General features: G+C 71.3%; 13 protein-coding genes. 8 read left to right on the top strand and 5 right to left on the bottom strand.

All coding sequences use genetic code 11. From position 1 onward, the window contains the following. Positions 1-5 precede the first annotated feature (5 nt). The 3 genes from cydB to OG322_RS17920 all read left to right on the top strand — a co-directional run bounded on the left by cydB (position 6) and on the right by OG322_RS17920 (position 6,411). Positions 6-1,007, top strand: a complete 1,002-nt coding sequence (gene cydB / locus OG322_RS17930) for a cytochrome d ubiquinol oxidase subunit II (RefSeq protein ID WP_123460483.1) — start codon at positions 6-8, stop codon at positions 1,005-1,007. A 46-nt stretch (positions 1,008-1,053) separates the two neighbouring features. Beyond that, positions 1,054-4,587: a thiol reductant ABC exporter subunit CydD gene (cydD, locus tag OG322_RS17925; protein WP_329306672.1), complete on the top strand. Its 3,534-nt coding sequence runs from the start codon at positions 1,054-1,056 to the stop codon at positions 4,585-4,587. 72 nt (positions 4,588-4,659) lie between these two features. Further along, positions 4,660-6,411 (top strand): GAF domain-containing sensor histidine kinase, encoded by a 1,752-nt coding sequence (locus OG322_RS17920; RefSeq protein ID WP_123460484.1) that lies wholly within the window; start codon positions 4,660-4,662, stop codon positions 6,409-6,411. 90 nt (positions 6,412-6,501) lie between these two features. Here the strand turns inward: OG322_RS17920 and OG322_RS17915 are convergent, their stop codons facing one another. Next, a complete protein-coding gene (locus OG322_RS17915) occupies positions 6,502-7,368 on the bottom strand; it encodes an HAD hydrolase family protein (protein ID WP_123460485.1) in 867 nt (288 codons plus the stop codon). 276 nt (positions 7,369-7,644) lie between these two features. Here OG322_RS17915 and OG322_RS17910 point away from each other — a divergent pair, with 276 nt between their 5' ends. Together OG322_RS17910 and OG322_RS17905 are read left to right on the top strand one after the other, a co-directional pair. Continuing rightward, positions 7,645-8,523, top strand: a complete 879-nt coding sequence (locus OG322_RS17910) for an isocitrate lyase/PEP mutase family protein (RefSeq protein WP_329306671.1) — start codon at positions 7,645-7,647, stop codon at positions 8,521-8,523. 140 nt (positions 8,524-8,663) lie between these two features. Continuing rightward, complete coding sequence (locus OG322_RS17905; protein WP_266411491.1) at positions 8,664-9,566, top strand: LLM class flavin-dependent oxidoreductase; 903 nt, start codon at positions 8,664-8,666, stop codon at positions 9,564-9,566. Between the two features lie 141 nt (positions 9,567-9,707). Here the strand turns inward: OG322_RS17905 and OG322_RS17900 are convergent, their stop codons facing one another. From OG322_RS17900 to OG322_RS17885, 4 genes are all read right to left on the bottom strand, one after another. Further along, entirely contained in the window at positions 9,708-9,956 is a 249-nt protein-coding gene (locus OG322_RS17900) for a hypothetical protein (RefSeq protein ID WP_123460490.1), read from the bottom strand. A 464-nt stretch (positions 9,957-10,420) separates the two neighbouring features. After that, on the bottom strand, positions 10,421-11,389 hold the full coding sequence (locus OG322_RS17895) for a MerR family transcriptional regulator (RefSeq protein WP_329306670.1): 969 nt from the start codon (positions 11,387-11,389) through the stop codon (positions 10,421-10,423). Further along, positions 11,386-13,167 carry an SDR family oxidoreductase gene (locus OG322_RS17890; RefSeq protein WP_329306669.1) on the bottom strand — a complete coding sequence of 594 codons (1,782 nt, stop codon included), beginning with the start codon at positions 13,165-13,167 and terminating at the stop codon, positions 11,386-11,388. The genes OG322_RS17895 and OG322_RS17890 overlap by 4 nt, the downstream gene beginning before the upstream one ends. Beyond that, the gene (locus OG322_RS17885; RefSeq protein ID WP_124284541.1) at positions 13,164-14,015 is read right to left on the bottom strand and encodes a M24 family metallopeptidase; all 852 of its coding nucleotides are present in this window, start codon (positions 14,013-14,015) and stop codon (positions 13,164-13,166) included. Before OG322_RS17885 ends, OG322_RS17890 begins: the two co-directional genes overlap by 4 nt. Before the next feature lie 278 nt (positions 14,016-14,293). On the opposite strand from OG322_RS17885, the gene OG322_RS17880 reads away from it, so the two are divergent. The 3 genes from OG322_RS17880 to OG322_RS17870 are packed head-to-tail and all read left to right on the top strand — an operon-like array spanning position 14,294 to position 17,134. Beyond that, a complete protein-coding gene (locus tag OG322_RS17880) occupies positions 14,294-15,328 on the top strand; it encodes an ABC transporter ATP-binding protein (protein WP_260146731.1) in 1,035 nt (344 codons plus the stop codon). Next, a complete protein-coding gene (locus tag OG322_RS17875; protein ID WP_123460495.1) occupies positions 15,318-16,226 on the top strand; it encodes an ABC transporter permease in 909 nt (302 codons plus the stop codon). Before OG322_RS17880 ends, OG322_RS17875 begins: the two co-directional genes overlap by 11 nt. Beyond that, positions 16,223-17,134: an ABC transporter ATP-binding protein gene (locus OG322_RS17870; protein WP_123460496.1), complete on the top strand. Its 912-nt coding sequence runs from the start codon at positions 16,223-16,225 to the stop codon at positions 17,132-17,134. The genes OG322_RS17875 and OG322_RS17870 overlap by 4 nt, the downstream gene beginning before the upstream one ends. Positions 17,135-17,157: the final 23 nt, after the last annotated feature.

Below are 17,157 nucleotides of genomic sequence, written 5' to 3'. Positions count from 1 at the left end.
GAGAGATGGAACTCCACGACGTCTGGTTCGTGCTCATCGCCGTCCTCTGGATCGGCTACTTCTTCCTGGAGGGATTCGACTTCGGGATCGGTGTGCTCACCAAGCTGCTGGCCCGGGACCGCAAGGAACGGCGGGTCCTGATCAATACGATCGGGCCCGTCTGGGACGGCAACGAGGTCTGGCTGCTCAGCGCCGGCGGAGCTACCTTCGCCGCGTTCCCCGAGTGGTACGCCACGCTGTTCTCCGGCTTCTACCTGCCGCTGCTGATCATCCTGCTCTGCCTGATCGTGCGCGGTGTCGCCTTCGAGTACCGGGCGAAGCGGCCCGAGGAGAAGTGGCAGACCAACTGGGAGAACCTGATCTTCTGGACCTCGCTGATCCCGGCCCTGCTCTGGGGCGTGGCCTTCGGGAACATCGTGCGCGGCGTGAAGATCGACGCGGACATGGAGTACGTGGGCAACTTCTGGGACCTGCTCAATCCGTACTCGATCCTCGGCGGGCTGGTCACGCTCTCCCTCTTCACCTTCCACGGGACGGTGTTCGCGGGGCTCAAGACGGTCGGGGACATCCGGGTCAGGGCGCGCGGGCTGGCCCTGAAGCTGGGCGCGGTCACCGCGGTGCTGGCACTGGGATTCCTGATCTGGACCCAGGCCGACAACGGGGACGGCTGGAGCCTGATCGCGATGATCATCGCTGTGGTGTCCCTGGTCGGGGCGATCGGCGCCGTCGCGGCGGGGCGAGAGGGCTGGTCCTTCGCCCTCTCCGGTGTGACCATCACGGCCGCGGTCGCGATGCTCTTCCTGACGCTCTTCCCGAACGTCATGCCGTCCTCGCTGAACGATGCCTGGAGCCTGACGGTCACCAATGCCTCGTCCACCCCGTACACGCTGAAGATCATGACCTGGTGCGCGGGGATCGCCACTCCCGTGGTGCTGCTGTACCAGGGCTGGACCTACTGGGTGTTCCGCAAGCGGATCGGTACGCACCACATCGCCGACGCCCACTGAACGCAGTGAGTGCCTTGACCGAGCCGAACCCCATGGGGTGTTTCACGTGAAACCGATCGACCCGCGCCTGCTCCGCCACGCCCGTGCCACCCGCCACTTCCTGGTGGCTGTGGTGGTACTCGGCCTGGCTGGGGCGGCGCTGGTCATCGCCCAGGCCATGCTCGTCGCCGAAGTGGTGGTGGGCGGTTTCGAGGACGGGCTCACCGGGTCGGGGCTGCGCACCCCACTCCTTCTTCTCGCCGCGGTCGCGCTCGGCCGGGCCCTGGTCTCCTGGCTCACCGAGCTGGCCGCCTACCGGGCCGGCGCGGCCGTCAAGTCGGAACTGCGCGGACGGCTGCTCGACCGGGCGGCGGCGCTGGGCCCGGAATGGCTGAGCGGGCAGCGCACCGGCTCGCTGGTGACGCTCGCCACCCGGGGGATCGACGCGCTCGACGACTACTTCGCGCGCTATCTGCCGCAGCTGGGGCTCGCGGTGGTGGTCCCGGTGGCGGTGCTCGCCAGGGTCGTCACGGAGGACTGGATCTCGGCGGCGATCATCGTCGTCACCCTGCCGCTCATCCCGCTCTTCATGATTCTGATCGGCTGGGCGACCCAGTCGCGGATGGACCGTCAGTGGCGGCTGCTCTCGCGGCTCTCCGGGCACTTCCTCGACGTGGTCGCCGGGCTGCCGACGCTGAAGGTCTTCGGCCGGGCCAAGGCCCAGGCCGAGTCCATCCGCACCATCACCTCGCAGTACCGGCTGGCGACCGTGCGCACGCTGCGGATCGCCTTCCTGTCGTCCTTCGCCCTGGAGCTGCTGGCGACGCTCTCGGTGGCCCTCGTCGCCGTCACCATCGGCATGCGGCTGGTGCACGGCGAACTCGACCTCTACACCGGTCTCGTGGTGCTGATCCTCGCGCCGGAGGCCTATCTGCCGCTCAGGCAGGTGGGGGCGCAGTACCACGCCGCCGCCGAGGGCCTCTCGGCCGCGGAGGAGATCTTCTCGGTCCTGGAGACCGAGCCGCGTGCGGGCGGTACGCAGGAGGTCCCGACATCGCTGCGGCTGGAGCTGGAGGGCGTGACCGTCCGGCACGCGGGGCGCACCGAGCCCTCGCTCGCCGGGGCCTCGCTGGTGGTGGACGAGTGCGAGACCGTTGCCCTGGTCGGCCCGAGCGGCGTCGGCAAGTCCACCCTGCTGAACGTGGTGCTGGGTTTCGCCGCACCCGACGAGGGGCGGGTGCGGGTCGGCGGCACCGATCTCGCGGACCTCTCCCCCGAACGCTGGCGCGAGCGGATCGCCTGGGTCCCGCAGCGCCCGCACCTCTTCGCCGGCACGATCGCGGAGAACGTACGGCTGGCCCGGCCGGAGGCGGACGACAGCGCGGTGACGGCCGCGCTGCGCGACGCCGGGGCGTACGACTTCGTGACGGAGCTGCCGGACGGCGCCGCCACCCTCCTCGGCGAGGACGGCTCGGGTCTCTCCGCCGGACAGCGGCAGCGTCTCGCGCTCGCCCGCGCGTTTCTCGCCGACCGGCCGGTGCTGCTGCTCGACGAGCCGACCGCGAGCCTGGACGGCGAGACGGAGGCGGGCATCGTCGAGGCGGTACGCAGACTGGCGGCGGGCCGGACCGTGCTGCTGGTGGTGCACCGGCCGGCGCTCCTGTCGGTCGCCGACCGGGTGGTGCGGCTGGAGCCGGGTGCGACGAGCGGACCGGCCGATTCGACGGAGCCCCCGGTGTCCGCCCTGGTGCCGCGCCCGGCGGCCGCTCCCGATGACCTCACCGGCGACGGGGCGGGGCGGGAGCCCGAGGTGCTGCGGGACACCGTGGCCCGGACCGGGCACGTGCTGGCCCGGGTCAGGGAGGCCGCCGGGGCACAGCGCGGCCGGCTCGCGCTCGCGCTGCTGCTGGGCAGCCTCGCGCTCGGCTCGGCGGTCGGTCTCATGGCCGTCTCCGGCTGGCTGATCTCCCGCGCATCCGAACAGCCCCCGGTGCTCTATCTGATGGTCGCGGTGACGGCGACCCGCGCCTTCGGTATCGGGCGGGCGGTCTTCCGCTACGCCGAACGCCTCGTCTCGCACGACGCGGTGCTCAGGATGCTCGCCGAACTGCGCGTCGCCGTCTACCGGGGCCTGGAGCGCATCGCGCCCGCGGGTCTGCGCCGGACCCGGCGCGGGGATCTGCTCTCGCGGCTCGTCGCCGATGTGGACGCCCTGCAGGACTACTGGCTGCGGTGGCTGCTGCCCGCCGGGACCGCGGTCGTCGTGGGAGCGGCAGCCGCCGGATTCACCGGCTGGCTGCTGCCGGAGGCGGGCGCCGTGCTCGCCTCCGGACTGCTGCTGGCCGGGGTCGGGGTGCCGCTCGTCAGCGGCGCCTGTGCCCGGCACGCCGAGCGGCGGCTGGCGCCCGCCCGCGCCGATCTGGCGACCCGGATCACCGACCTGCTCGGCGGGACCGCCGAACTGACCGTCGCGGGCGCGCTGCCCGGACGCTCGGCGAAGACCCGGGAGGCCGACGGCGTCCTCACCCGGATCGCCTCCCGGGCGGCGACCGCCACCGCGCTCGGCGGCGGGCTCACCGCTCTGATCGGCGGCCTCACCGTGGTCGCCGCCGCACTCGTCGCCCTTCCCGCGGTGGCCGACGGACGGCTGGCCGGCGTGCAGCTCGCCGTCGTCGTCCTCACCCCGCTGGCCGCCTTCGAGGCCGTGACCGGTCTGCCGCTCGCCGTGCAGTACCGGCAGCGGGTCAGGCGGAGCGCGGAGCGGGTGTACGAGGTACTGGACGCCCCGGTGCCGGTGTGCGAACCCGCCACCCCGGCCGAGGCGCCCGCATCGCCCTTCCCGCTGGAGGTACGGGGGCTGTCGGCCCGGTACGCGGGAGCGCGGCACGACGCACTGGACTCCGTGGACCTCACGCTGGAGGCCGGTCGGCGCATCGCGGTCGTGGGGCCTTCGGGTTCCGGGAAGACCACGCTCGCCCAGGTCCTGCTCCGCTTCCTGGACGCGCGGGCGGGGACGTACCGGATCGGCGGCGTGGAGGCGTCCGCACTGGACGGGGACACGGTCCGGCGGTTCGTCGGGCTGTGCGCCCAGGACGCCCACATCTTCGACAGCTCCATCCGGGAGAACCTGCGGCTGGCCCGTACCGGAGCGACCGACGCGGAACTGCGCGGCGCCCTGGCACAGGCCCGGCTGCTCGACTGGGCCGAGGCGCTGCCGGAGGGCCTGGACACCCTCGTCGGCGAACACGGCGCCCGCCTCTCCGGCGGCCAGCGCCAGCGGCTCGCGCTGGCCCGGGCGCTGCTGGCGGACTTCCCTGTGCTCGTTCTGGACGAGCCCGCCGAGCACCTCGATCTGCCGACCGCCGACGCCCTGACCGCGGACCTGCTGGCGGCCACCCGAGGACGTACGACGGTGCTGATCACTCACCGGCTCGAAGGCCTGGACGCGGTCGACGAGGTGGTGGTCCTGGAAGCGGGCGCGGTGGTGCAGCGGGGCCCGTACGCGGCACTCGTGGCGGTGGACGGGCCGCTGAGCCGGATGCTGGCGCGCGAGCGCGAGACCCTACGGGAGCCGGGCGAGGTCCTGGATGCACGGGTCTGAGGCCTGCGGGTCCGAGGTGTCCGCGCCGATTCCCGACTTTCCCCAATAAAAGGGACTAACTACGCTCTGGGTATGTCAGAGCAGGGCCCGAAGCACCCGAAGCACCCGAAGGACTCGACGCATCCGGCGCACCCGAAGGACTCGCTCGAAGCCGCGACGGAGGCGACCCGCAGTCTGCAGGGCCTGTCCACCGAACTCACCGCCCGCGTGCCGCAGCTGCTGGAAGCCATGCGCTCCGTCGGCACCGGGCTCGAACTGCACACCACCCTCGACCGGATCTGCGAGACGGCGGCCGAGCTGGCCCACGCCCGCTACGCGGCCATCGGCGTCGTGGACGAGGAGGGCAAGGGGCTCTCGGACTTCGTCACCTACGGAGTCCCGGAGTCGGTGGCCACCGAGATCGGCCACCGGCCGGACGGCCACCGGGGTCTGCTCGGCGCCCTGATCCACGACCCCCGCCCCGTGCGGCTCGCCGATCTGACGGCCGACCCGCGGTTCGCCGGATTTCCGCCGGGCCATCCGCCGATGCGGACCTTCCTCGGCGTACCGATCCGGGTGCAGGGCGAGATCTTCGGCAATCTCTATCTGGCCGAGAAGGACGGCGGGGGTGAGTTCACCGACTACGACCTGCACATGGTGCGGGTGCTGGCCACCGAGGCGGGCATCGCCATCGGCAATGCCCGGCTGTACGAGGCCGCCCGGCAGCGAGAGCGGTGGATCGACGGCTCGGTGGCCGTGACCACCGCCCTGCTCTCCGGCGGGGACGCCGACGACGCGCTCGCGGTCGTCGCCGAACAGGCCCGCCATCTCGCCGCCTCCGACGCCGGGATCGTGTTGCTGCCGGCCGAGGAGGGAGGCCTGGAGATCGTCGCCGTGTCCGCGGAGGAACCGGTGGCGGCGCTCGGGGTGATCATCCCGGCGCAGAGCCCGATCGTGGGGATGCTGCTGGGCGGCGAGGCCGTCTTCGTGGACGATTCGGCCACCGACCCCCGCATGGTCACCAGGCTGGCGGACCGGTTCGGGCCGAGCATGCTGCTTCCGCTGCACAGTGGGGGCCGGGTGCTCGGCGCGCTCGTCACCCCGCGGGCCCGGGGCGGCCGGCCGTTCACGGAGACGGAGCGGACCCTCGCCGCCCAGTTCGCCTCACAGGCCGCGCTGGCGCTGATGATGGCCGAGGCGCAGCGGGACCGGGAACGGCTCGCGGTCTACGAGGACCGTGACCGGATCGCCCGGGACCTGCACGACCTGGTCATCCAGCGGCTGTTCGCCACCGGGATGATGCTGGAGAGCGCCCAGCGCCGGTCGGACGTGCCGGAGGTGCAGACCGGCGTCGGCCGGGCGGTCGACGAGCTGGACGTGACCATCCAGGAGATCCGCACCGCCATCTTCGCGCTGCAGCAGGAGCCGGCCGAGGCGCCGTCCGGGCTGCGCACCCGGGTGCTGCGCGAGATCAACATGGCGGCGGTCCCGCTGGGCTTCAAACCGTCGCACCGCTTCCTCGGCCCGGTCGACTCCCTGGTCGGCGAGCTGACCGGCAAGAACCTGATCGCGGCGCTGCGGGAGGCGCTGTCCAACGCCTTCCGGCACGCCGTCGCGTCCCGGATCGACGTGGTCGTGGACGCGACCGCCACGCTTCCCGACGGGCGGGACGCGGTACGGCTCACGGTCGCCGACGACGGTGTGGGCATCCCGCCGGGCGGCAGGCGCAGCGGGTTGCGGAACCTGGCCCGCCGGGCGGAGTCGCTCGGTGGGGCCAGCTGGTTCGGGCCCGGCATCGGGGAGGACGGCGGCGGTACGACGGTGGTGTGGCAGGCACCGCTCTGACACCGTGCGAGTCATGCCGCCCGAGCCGTGCCGCGCGAAATGCCGCGCGGCATCAGCAGCATCAGCGGCGTACGCGTGGGTCGCGCCGGTTCAGCGCTCCGTGCGGGACAGGATCCGCTCGGCGATGATCCGCTCGATGACGACGGCGACGCCGTCCTCGTTGTTGGTGACCGTACGGCCGGTGGCCGCCGCCAGGGCGGCCGGGTGGGCGTTGCCCATCGCGTACGAGGTGCCGGCCCAGCTCAGCATCTCCACGTCGTTGGGCATGTCGCCGAACGCGACGACCTCGGAGGGGGAGATGCCGCGCTCGGCGCAGCAGAGCTCCAGCGTGCTGGCCTTGGAGACGCCCGGTCCGCTGACCTCCAGGAGGGCGGTCGGGCTGGACCGGGTGAAGGAGGCCCGCTCGCCGGCGGCCGTCCGGGCCAGGGCGAGGAAGTCGTCCGGGGCCAGCTCGCCGTGGTGGGCGAGGAGCTTCAGCACGGGGGCGCCGGTGCCCGGTGCCTCCTCGTGGAGCAGCTTCTCGGCGACGGCCACGGTGGCGCCGGGATCGAGGTGGAAGGGCGGGTAGGCCGGCTCGTAGTGGATACCGGTGGCCAGTTCGACCGCGAACGAGGTGCCGGGCGCGGCCGCGCGCAGGGTGTGCACGACGCCGAGGGCGGTCTCCCGCTCCAGGGCGCGGACCTTCAGCAGTCTGCCGCCGTCGTGCAGGTCGGCGACGGCGGCGCCGTTGGCGCAGATCGCCAGGCCGTGGCCGTGGACGTGGTCGCTGACGACATCCATCCAGCGGGCGGGGCGGCCGGTGACGAAGAAGACCTCGATCCCGGCTTCCTCGGCGGCGGCGAGCGCCGCGACCGTACGGTCCGAGACGGTCTTGTCGTCCCGCAGGAGGGTGCCGTCCAGATCGGTGGCGATCAGCCGGGGAGCGGCAGGAAGAGGGGAATCGGTAGCTGAGGTCACCGCTCCATTCTCGCGTACCGGGGTGCACGGGCGTGCGCAGGGGCGCACATCTGAGTACGCGCGCTTCTGAACAGGGGAACATTCCGCTGGCATATGCCGACGGATTCACCTGCGTCGCGACCGGGGATTGCCTGCCGGACGCTGGCACGGCTGCTTACCGGACCTGCCCGCCGGCCGGCCGATGTGCTGATTTCATCGGTCGGTGACGGCGCCCGTGCCGCGCGTCGGCGGGACGTCCCGCCGAGGAGATCCGCGTACCTGATGGGGAGACTCAAAGTGCCACTGTCTGTGAGCGAACTGCGTTCCAGGGGCGCCGCGTTCCGGGACCTGCACAACGGACCTGAACCCTTCGTGATCCCCAACCCGTGGAACGCGGGCACCGCCCTGATTCTGGCCGGGCTCGGCTTCCCGGCGCTCGCGACGACCAGCGCCGGTCTCGCCGCCACCCTCGGTGTGCCGGACGGCGCCGGTCTGCTGGCCCGCGACATGGTGCTCGCGAACGCCCGCGAGATCGTTGCCGCGACGCCGCTGCCGGTCTCCGCCGATCTGGAGAGCGGATTCGCCGGGACCCCGGAGGGCGTCGCCGAGACCATTCGCGCGGCGGCGGACGCGGGACTGGTGGGCGGCTCGGTCGAGGACGCGACGGGACGGCCGGGCGATCCGGTCCGTCCGCTCGCGGAGGCGGTGGACAGGCCGGCGGCGGCGGTGGAGGCCGCCCGCGGCCTGCCCTTCCCGTTCACCGTCACCGCACGCGCGGAGAACTTCCTTTACGGGCGCCCCGACCTCGACGACACGATCCGTCGTCTGCGGGCCTACGAGGAAGCGGGCGCCGACGTCCTCTACGCGCCCGGACTGCCGTCGGCCGAGGCCGTGCGCGCCGTGTGCACCTCGGTCGGGCGGCCGGTCAACGTCCTCGCGGGGAGCGGGCAGCCGACGTTGGACGTGGCCGCGCTCGCGGCCTGCGGGGTGCGCCGGATCAGCCTCGGTTCGACTCTGTCCCGGGCGGCGCTGGGCGGATTCGTCCGGGCAGCCCGTGAGGTGCTCGACCACGGGACCTTCGGGTTCGTGGAGGAGGCCCCGGCCTACGCAGACGTGAACCGGTGGATGAGGCGTCCGCCCGTACCCCGGATCCCGGATACCGACGCCAGGAAGTGAGCGCCACCACCGCGCCCACCACCGGGGTCACCGGCTCCGCGCCACCACCGCGCCCACCACCGGGGCCACCGGCTCCGCGCCGGTACCGCGGCTGGACGGGTGGCCTCGGACGACAGAGCGGCGGGACGTAGGCTCGGGGCATGAGTCTGCGCCTGAGCACCGTGATCCTGCCTGTCGACCGCTGGCACGGGGGAGGCCGGGCGAAGTGGCAGCGTGCCGAGGAGCTCGGCTTCCACGCGGCGTACACGTACGACCACCTCTCCTGGCGCACCTTCCGCGAAGGCCCTTGGTTCGGTGCTCTGCCCACCCTCACCGCCGCCGCGGCGGCGACCACCCGCCTGCGCCTGGGAACCCTCGTCACCTCCCCGAATTTCCGGCATCCGGTGACGCTCGCGAAGGAGCTGATCTCCCTCGACGACATCTCCGGTGGGCGGATCACGCTGGGGGTCGGCGCGGGCGGGAACGGCTTCGACGCGACGGCGCTGGGGCAGGAGGCGTGGACGCCGCGTGAACGCGCCGACCGCTTCGGCGAGTTCGTGCCGCTGCTCGACCGGCTGCTCACCGAGGACGCGGTGACGCAGGAGGGGGACTTCTACTCGGCCGTCGAGGCGCGGAACATCCCGGGCTGTGTGCAGCGGCCCCGGCTGCCCTTCGCCGTCGCCGCGACCGGCCCGCGCGGGCTCAGGCTCGCCGCGCGGTACGGGCAGGCGTGGGTGACCACGGGCGATCCCAAGCTCTACGAGGAGGGCACGCCGGAGCAGTCGGACGAGGCGCTGCGCGGCCAGGTCGCGAGGCTCGGGGCTGCGTGCGGGACGATCGGGCGGGATGTGGCCGAGCTGGACAAGGTCCTGCTCACCGCGTTCACCCCGGACCGCTCCACGATGCTCGACTCGGTGGACGCCTTCGTGGACTTCGCGGGCCGGCAGCGCGAGACCGGGTTCACCGAGATCGTGGTCCACTGGCCGATCCCCGACTCCGACTTCGCCGCGGACGAAGCCGTCTTCGAGCGCATCGCGACGGAGGCCGTTCGCCAACTGGGCTGACCCGCGGCGGTCCCGTCCCGGCGGAGGGACTCGAAGCCCCGGTCGGACTCGCGGCCGGGGGCCCGTACACGTGGTGGCTCAGCGAGTCTGGCGGCTCACCGAGTGGGTCCTCCCAAACCGCGCTGCCGTACGGACGGTGCTTCACCGTGCCGCCGCGCGCATCTCCTTCAGAGCCTCCGCGACCAGCGAGATCTCGTCGATGAGGGTCTTCTCCGGCGCGCTGGGACTCATCCGGAAGCAGCGTGTGACGTGGCCGTTCGGCAGCGGCGCGGAGGGGGCGTCGACGAAGAAGTGGCGCCCGTGGACGACGAACACCCGTTTCTCCGTCAGCCGCCGGTACAGCTCGATGTCGTCGAACCACTCGTGGTCGATCCACACCCAGGAGAACATCCCCCGGCCCCGGAGTGGCTCCGCCAGCCGAGGGCCGGTGGCAGCTGCTCGGCGAGCAGCTCGTCCACCAACTCCCGCCTGCGGCGGTAGTGCGGGGTGATCGCGTCGCGGGTGACCTCGTCAAGGCTCCCTCCGTGCAGTGTCGTGGCCGGCGCCGGCGGGGGCAACTGGGAGGCGTGCAGGAACGAGTGGGAGAGGAAGGAGGCAAGCGCGCCGCCCTGCCGGGGGTCACCGATCGCGAAGCCGACGCGTTCTCCCGGCAGCCCTGCCCTGGAGGCGGAGAAGCAGTTGACGACGTTCGGGTGACGAACCGGCTCGACGGGCGCCTCGCCGATCCGGGGGAGCCGAAGCCGGCTTCGGCGTAGCGGCGTTCGCCGGGTAATTCTTGTCCACAGGTTTGATCCACAGCCAACTCGAGTTATCCACAGGGAATTTGACGATTCTGTGGACAAGTGGCTTGCCATTTAACCTATTTGGTCAATTTGCTGAGCATTGGCGTGAGATGAGGCAAGTGTGTCCAATGTTCTTGCTTGTACCTCACGTTCAGTGGCCGCTGCGACGAAGGCCGAGACGTGCCCGCGGCCAACCAGCCGCTCCACGGCAGTGATTGTCCCGGACGGAAGGGCTACCGGTACCGGCGGACGCGCCGCACTGCCCGCGGTGAAGGGTTCCTCGGCGGTGAGGTGGTGCTCCAGGTGACGGGTGGCGAGCGTCCGCATTGCCCGAGCGAGTTCGGCGTCCACCGTCTGCTGGGCGAGCGGGCGGAGTTTGCGGACCATTGAGGCGGCCTCGGCCGCGTCCGCGTCCGTCGGAGGCCGATGACCGAGATAGCGGGCGAAAACATGCTCCGTGGTGAACTCCAGGAAACGGGAGGCTATCTGCTCGACCTGGCCCCGAAGCTCCCTCAGATGCCCGGAGATTGCGCTGAGCGGAACGCCGGCCGCGTACAACTCCACCGCGACCGAAAGCTCTTGGGGGCTCGGCACGAGGAATGCGTCGTCCCGTCCGGGGATCCGTTCGAGCACGCCGAGGTCCACCGCCTCGGCAACGGCCTGCTCGTCAGGAGTGCCGCCGAACTTCACGTCCAGCTCGGCCCGGGTGATCCGGTCCGCCCGTTCGTCGGTCCACGGTCCGTGCACCTCGGCGACGAGCCCGAGCACCCCGCCGAGGCCGCGGCCCGTGTCCCACGCCTCCAGCAACTCCTTGATGCTGGCCAGCGTGTAGCCGCGGTCGAGCAGATCGGCGATCTGCCGGAGCCGGGCGAGATGGGTGTCCCGGTACACATTGGCCCGGCCCCGCCGCTCCGGGGTCGGCAGCAGCCCGCGGTCCTGGTAGGCGCGGATCGTGCGGACCGTGGCACCGCTGGCATGTGCCAGGTCCTCGATCCGGTACTCCGCGGCCGCCCGGCCGGCCGAAGGCCCGGGGCCGCTCACAGCGGCGGCTTCAGCCGGGCGATGCCGCGCAGCGTCCCGGGGCTGAGCCGGGACAGGAACCGTGCGGCATGGGACTCCGGCGTCACCGGGACGACGGCCTGGTTGCGGACGACCGCCCGCAGGATCGCCTCGGCGACCTTCTCCGGCGGGTAGTTGCGGACTCCGTACAGCTTGCTCGTCCGTTTCCGCAGCCGCTGCTCCTGTGCCGCGTCGGTCCCGGCGAAATGGGTGGTCGCGGTGATGTTCGTGTTGACGATGCCGGGACAGACCGCGCTGACCCCGATCGACTTCTCGGCGAACTCGGCGCGCAGGCATTCGCTGAGCATCAGCACGGCGGCCTTCGACGTGCTGTACGCCGGAAGCGCGCGCGAGGGCTGATACGCCGCAGCGGAAGCCGTGTTGACGATGTGACCACCCTGCCCGCGCTCGGCCATCTGCTTGCCGAAGAGCCGACAGCCGTGGATGACACCCCAGAGATTGACGTCGAGGACGTGTCTCCAGTCCTCGGCGGTCGTCTCCAGGAACGAGCCGGACAGCCCGATCCCCGCGTTGTTGACCAGCACGTCGACGATCCCGTATTCGGCGGCGACCTTCTCGGCGAGCTTCTCCATGGCCTGTTCGTCGCTGACGTCGACCGTCTCCGCCCAGGCGGCCGGGGCGCCGATCAGCCGGGCCAGTTCCGCCGTTCGGGCCGCACCGTCCGCATCCCGGTCCACGGCCACCACCCGGGCGCCCGCCTCCGCGAAGGCGAAGGCGGTGGCCCGGCCGATGCCGCCTGCCGCGCCCGTCACCAGGACGAGCTGGCCGCCGAACCGGTCCGCGTGCGCACCCTTCGGCGCGGTGTCCCGCACCGGGATGCCGCCCTGCGGAGCCGCCTCGTTGGCGGCGGCGAACTCAGCGATCCAGGAAGCCAGCTGGTCCGGCCTGGTGCGTGGTACCCAGTGCTTGGCCGGCAGTGTGCGGCGGGTCAACTGCGGTACCCATGACTCAAGGTCGTCATAGAGCTGCTCCGACAGGAAGATGTCACCGGTCGGCGTGATCAGCTGGACCGGCACATGCGCGTAGGCGTCGGCGCGGGGCCTGCGCAGCCGGGTCCGGACGTTGTCGCGGTAGAGCCAGGCCCCGTGCGCCGCGTCGTCGGGCAGGGACGCCGTCGGGTAGTCGCCCGGCGGCACCTTCTCCAGCCGCTCCAGGATGCCGGGCCACCGCTTGCCGAGCGGGCCGCGCCAGGCGAGCTCCGGCAGGACCGGCGTATGCAGCATGTACACGTACCAGGACTTGGCGCCCTGGCCCAGCAACTGGCCGACCCGGCGCGGGGTGGGCCGGGCCACCCGCTGCTTGATCCAGTGTCCGAAGTGGTCCAGGGAGGGGCCGGACATCGAGGTGAAGGAGGCGATGCGGCCCTCGGTGCGGCTGACCGTCGCGAACTCCCAGGCCTGGACCGAGCCCCAGTCGTGCCCGACCACATGCACGGGCCGGTCCGGGCTCACCGCGTCGACGACGGCCAGGAAGTCGTCGGTCAGCTTCTCCAGGGTGAAACCGCCGCGCAGCGGAACGGGCGCCGTCGAACTGCCGTGACCGCGTACGTCGTACAGCACGACGTGCCACTGCTCGGCCAGTTGCCGGGCGACCTGCGTCCAGACCTCCTTGCTGTCCGGGTAGCCGTGCACGAGCACGATCGTCGGACGCGTCGCCTCGCCCAGCTCGACGACGCACAGCTCGATACCGCCCGTGGCCACCCGGCGCTCGCGCGCCCCCGGCAGATCCCGCAGACTCATGCCGCCACCCTCTCCTCGGCCCAGCGCCGCACGTGCGGCAGATCGTCGTCCAGCCAGAAGGCGCTCTGCTCGGGGTCCCGTGAGTCGGTGACGACCAGGATCTCCTCGAACTTCGCGCCGGTACCCCGGAATCCGAGATGGGGTTCGACCGCCCACAGGCCCGGCTGCGGGGGATGGTCGGAGAAGCGGTACGGGCTCCAGAGCGGCGACCAGCCGTCCCGGTGTCCGTGGACCGCATCACTCAGCAGGCCCTTGAGCGACTGGGTGCCGAACCCGAACACGTGCGGCGACCAACGCCGTTCGGCCACGCGGTCGACCTTGTGGGCGATGACTCCGAAGGGGTACGCGCGGTGCCGATTGGCGTAGCCCTGCCTGATCATCAGGCGCTCGACGTCCTCGTAGATCTCGCGCAGCGGGCGCCGCTCGCGCACTTCGCGCAGGATCAGCTCGCGATGGACCTCCAGGTCGGCGAGCAGCCTGTCGTGCAGCGGGTGCAGCCCCAGGCAGCCGGAGTAGCCGATGTCCGCGGTGAATCCCCGGTACACCGGGGCCATGTCGAGGATGAACGGCATCCCCGGTTCCAGCTGCCGGTTGGTCGGGAAGAACTGCAGCGGCACCTTGAAGCCGGTGAACGCCGTGCGGTCCCCGAACCAGGCGAAGGGGAGATGGAACCAGTCCCGCACGCCGCGCTCGCGCAGCCACTCGCGCTGCATCCGGGCCGCGTCCCGCTCGGTCACCCCCGGCTTCAGACGGGCGGCGACCGCTTCCGCGCAGGCGTACGCGAGACGCTGCACGTCTCTGAACCCCTTGAGCTCCGGGGCCCGTTCGTCGTTCACTCGCGAGGCCATGCCACCGTCCGTTCCCTGCCGTGTGCGGTACGTGCCCGTAACGTGACACTGATGAATGTGACAATGTCCGGCGGCTACGTCAAGGGGTGTGCGGGACCTGTGGACAACTCCGCGGACCACCGGCGCGACCGCCGGGACCAGGCCGTGTCCCCGAAGTCCCGGGGCATCGGCCTCCTCCTTCACGGGGTCCCCCTACGGGTCCGTACATCTGGAGTCTGACGAGAATCCAGCCGCCAGGTCTGACGACGGGTGTGGCCCGCGCCACTACCGTTCATGACGTGACTGTCATTGCGACCGAAAGCCTGAGCAAGCGGTTCCCCCGGGTGACCGCGCTTGACCGGCTCTCCTTGGACATCGGCCCCGGTGTGACCGGGCTGGTGGGCGCCAACGGAGCCGGCAAGTCCACGTTGATCAAGATCCTGCTGGGTCTGTCTCCCGCCACCGAGGGCCGGGCCGCGGTGCTCGGGCTCGATGTCTCGACCAGCGGCGCCGCCATCCGGGAACGGGTCGGCTACATGCCCGAGCACGACTGCCTGCCGCCCGACGTCTCGGCCACCGAGTTCGTCGTCCACATGGCCCGGATGTCCGGACTGCCGCCCACCGCGGCGCGCGAACGCACCGCGGACACCCTGCGCCACGTCGGCCTGTACGAGGAGCGCTACCGCCCCATCGGGGGCTACTCGACCGGCATGAAACAGCGGGTGAAGCTGGCCCAGGCCCTGGTCCACGACCCGCAGCTGGTCCTCCTCGACGAGCCGACCAACGGGCTGGACCCGGTCGGCCGCGACGAGATGCTCGGCCTGATCCGGCGGGTGCACACCGACTTCGGCATCTCGGTCCTGGTCACCTCGCACCTCCTGGGCGAACTGGAACGCACCTGCGACCACGTCGTCGTCATCGACGGCGGGGCGCTGCTGCGCTCCAGCTCCACCAGCGAGTTCACCCAGACCACCACGACCCTCGCGGTCGAGGTCACCGACAGCGACACCCACCCCGACGGCACCGACGCGCTGCGCCGCGCCCTCACGGGTACGGGGATCAAGCTGGTGGGTTTCGACGGCCTGGACACGGAGGGGCTCCCGGGTGCGGGGCACATCCTGCTGATCGAGGCGACCGGCGAGGAGACGTACGACATCGTCCGCGACAGCGTCGCCGGCCTCGGGCTCGGCCTCGTCCGGATGGAACAGCGCCGCCACCACATCGCCGAGGTCTTCCGTACCGAAGAGGCACCGGCAGCGCAGGCCGCGGCGCAGACCGCGTCCGTGGCCGCCGGGGCCGTACAGCAGAAGGGGAGCGGTAGCGATGAGCACTGAGACCGGCGTCGCGACCGGGAGCGAGACCTCCCGGATCCACAACATCGGCTATCGCGCCTACGACGGCCCGCGCCTCGGCCGCGCCTACGCACGCCGCTCGCTCTACTCGCAGTCCCTGCGCGGTACTTTCGGGCTCGGCCGCTCGGCCAAGTCCAAGGTGCTGCCCATGCTGCTGTTCGGCGTGATGTGCCTGGTCGCGGCGATCATCGTGGCAGTGGCCATCAACATCCCCGACTCGACGAAGCTGCCGGTCAAGTACACCTCGTACGCGGTCTATCTCCAGGCGGTCATCGGCCTGTTCCTCGCCTCGCAGGCACCGCAGTCGGTCTCCAGGGACCTTCGTTTCAAGAGCGTGCCGCTGTACTTCTCCCGGCCGATCGAACGGGGCGACTACGTCGCCGCCAAGTTCGCCGCCATGGCCTCCGCACTCTTCGTCCTCACCGGTGTGCCGCTTGTCATCCTCTACGCGGGCGCACTGCTGGGGAAGTTCGACTTCGGCGACCAGACCAAGTGGTTCGCCCAGGGAATGGTGTCGGTGGCTCTGCTGTCCGTACTCTTCGCCGGCCTCGGCCTCGTGATGGCCGCCCTCACCCCGCGCCGGGGCTTCGGTGTCGCTGCCGTGATCGCCGTACTCACCATCTCCTACGGTGCGGTCTCCACCGTCCAGGGAATCGCCTGGTCGACCGGGTCCACCGGAGCCGTCCCGTGGCTGGGGCTCTTCTCCCCGATCACCCTGATCGACGGTGTGCAGACCGCGTTCCTCGGCGCCACCTCCGCCTTCCCCGGAGGGGAAGGCCCGGGAGCCGGTGCCGGAGTGGTCTATCTGATCGTTGTTCTCGCGCTCGTCGCCGGCTCGTACGCCGTACTGATGCGCCGCTACCGGAGGGTCGGGCTGTGACCACCATCGAGATCGACCACACCTCCCGCTGGTTCGGCAATGTGGTCGCCGTCAACGACGTGAGCATGACCGTGGGGCCGGGTGTCACCGGTCTGCTGGGTCCCAACGGCGCGGGCAAGTCCACGCTGATCAACATGATGGCCGGATTCCTCGCCCCGTCCACGGGTACCGTCACGCTCGACGGCAAGGCGATCTGGCGCAACGAAGCCGTGTACCGGGAGATCGGCATCGTGCCGGAGCGGGAGGGCATGTACGACTTCCTGACCGGCCGCGAATTCGTGGTGGCCAACGCGGAACTGCACGGTCTCGGCGACGCCGAGGCGGCAGCCGCGCTGGTCACGGTCCAGATGGAGTACGCGCAGGACCGCAAGATCTCGACGTACAGCAAGGGCATGCGCCAGCGCGTGAAGATGGCCTCCGCGCTGGTCCACGACCCGTCCGTGCTGCTGCTCGACGAGCCGTTCAACGGAATGGACCCGCGCCAGCGGATGCAGCTGATGGAACTGCTGCGACGGATGGGAGCGGAGGGTCGCACGGTCCTCTTCTCCTCCCACATCCTCGAAGAGGTCGAGCAACTCGCCTCGCACATCGAGGTGATCGTGGCCGGACGGCACGCCGCGTCCGGCGACTTCCGGAAGATCCGCCGGCTGATGACGGACCGCCCGCACCGCTACCTCGTACGGTCCAGCGACGACCGCGCGCTCGCTGCCGCGCTCATCGCCGACCCGTCGACAGCCGGCATCGAAGTGGACCTGAGCGAGAAGGCCCTGCGCATCCAGGCGGTCGACTTCGGACGCTTCACCACGCTGCTGCCGAAGGTGGCACGCGAGCAGGGCATCCGGCTGCTGACCGTTTCGCCGTCCGACGAATCCCTCGAATCGGTCTTTTCCTATCTCGTAGCGGCCTGAGTAGTGGCCGATAAGGAGCTGTG

The organism is Streptomyces sp. NBC_01260, assembly GCF_036226405.1.
In the GTDB taxonomy this organism is placed as follows: Bacteria; Actinomycetota; Actinomycetes; order Streptomycetales; family Streptomycetaceae; genus Streptomyces; species Streptomyces laculatispora.
The sequence above is the reverse complement of the archived record's forward strand: the minus strand, read 5'-3'. Positions and strand labels throughout refer to the sequence as shown.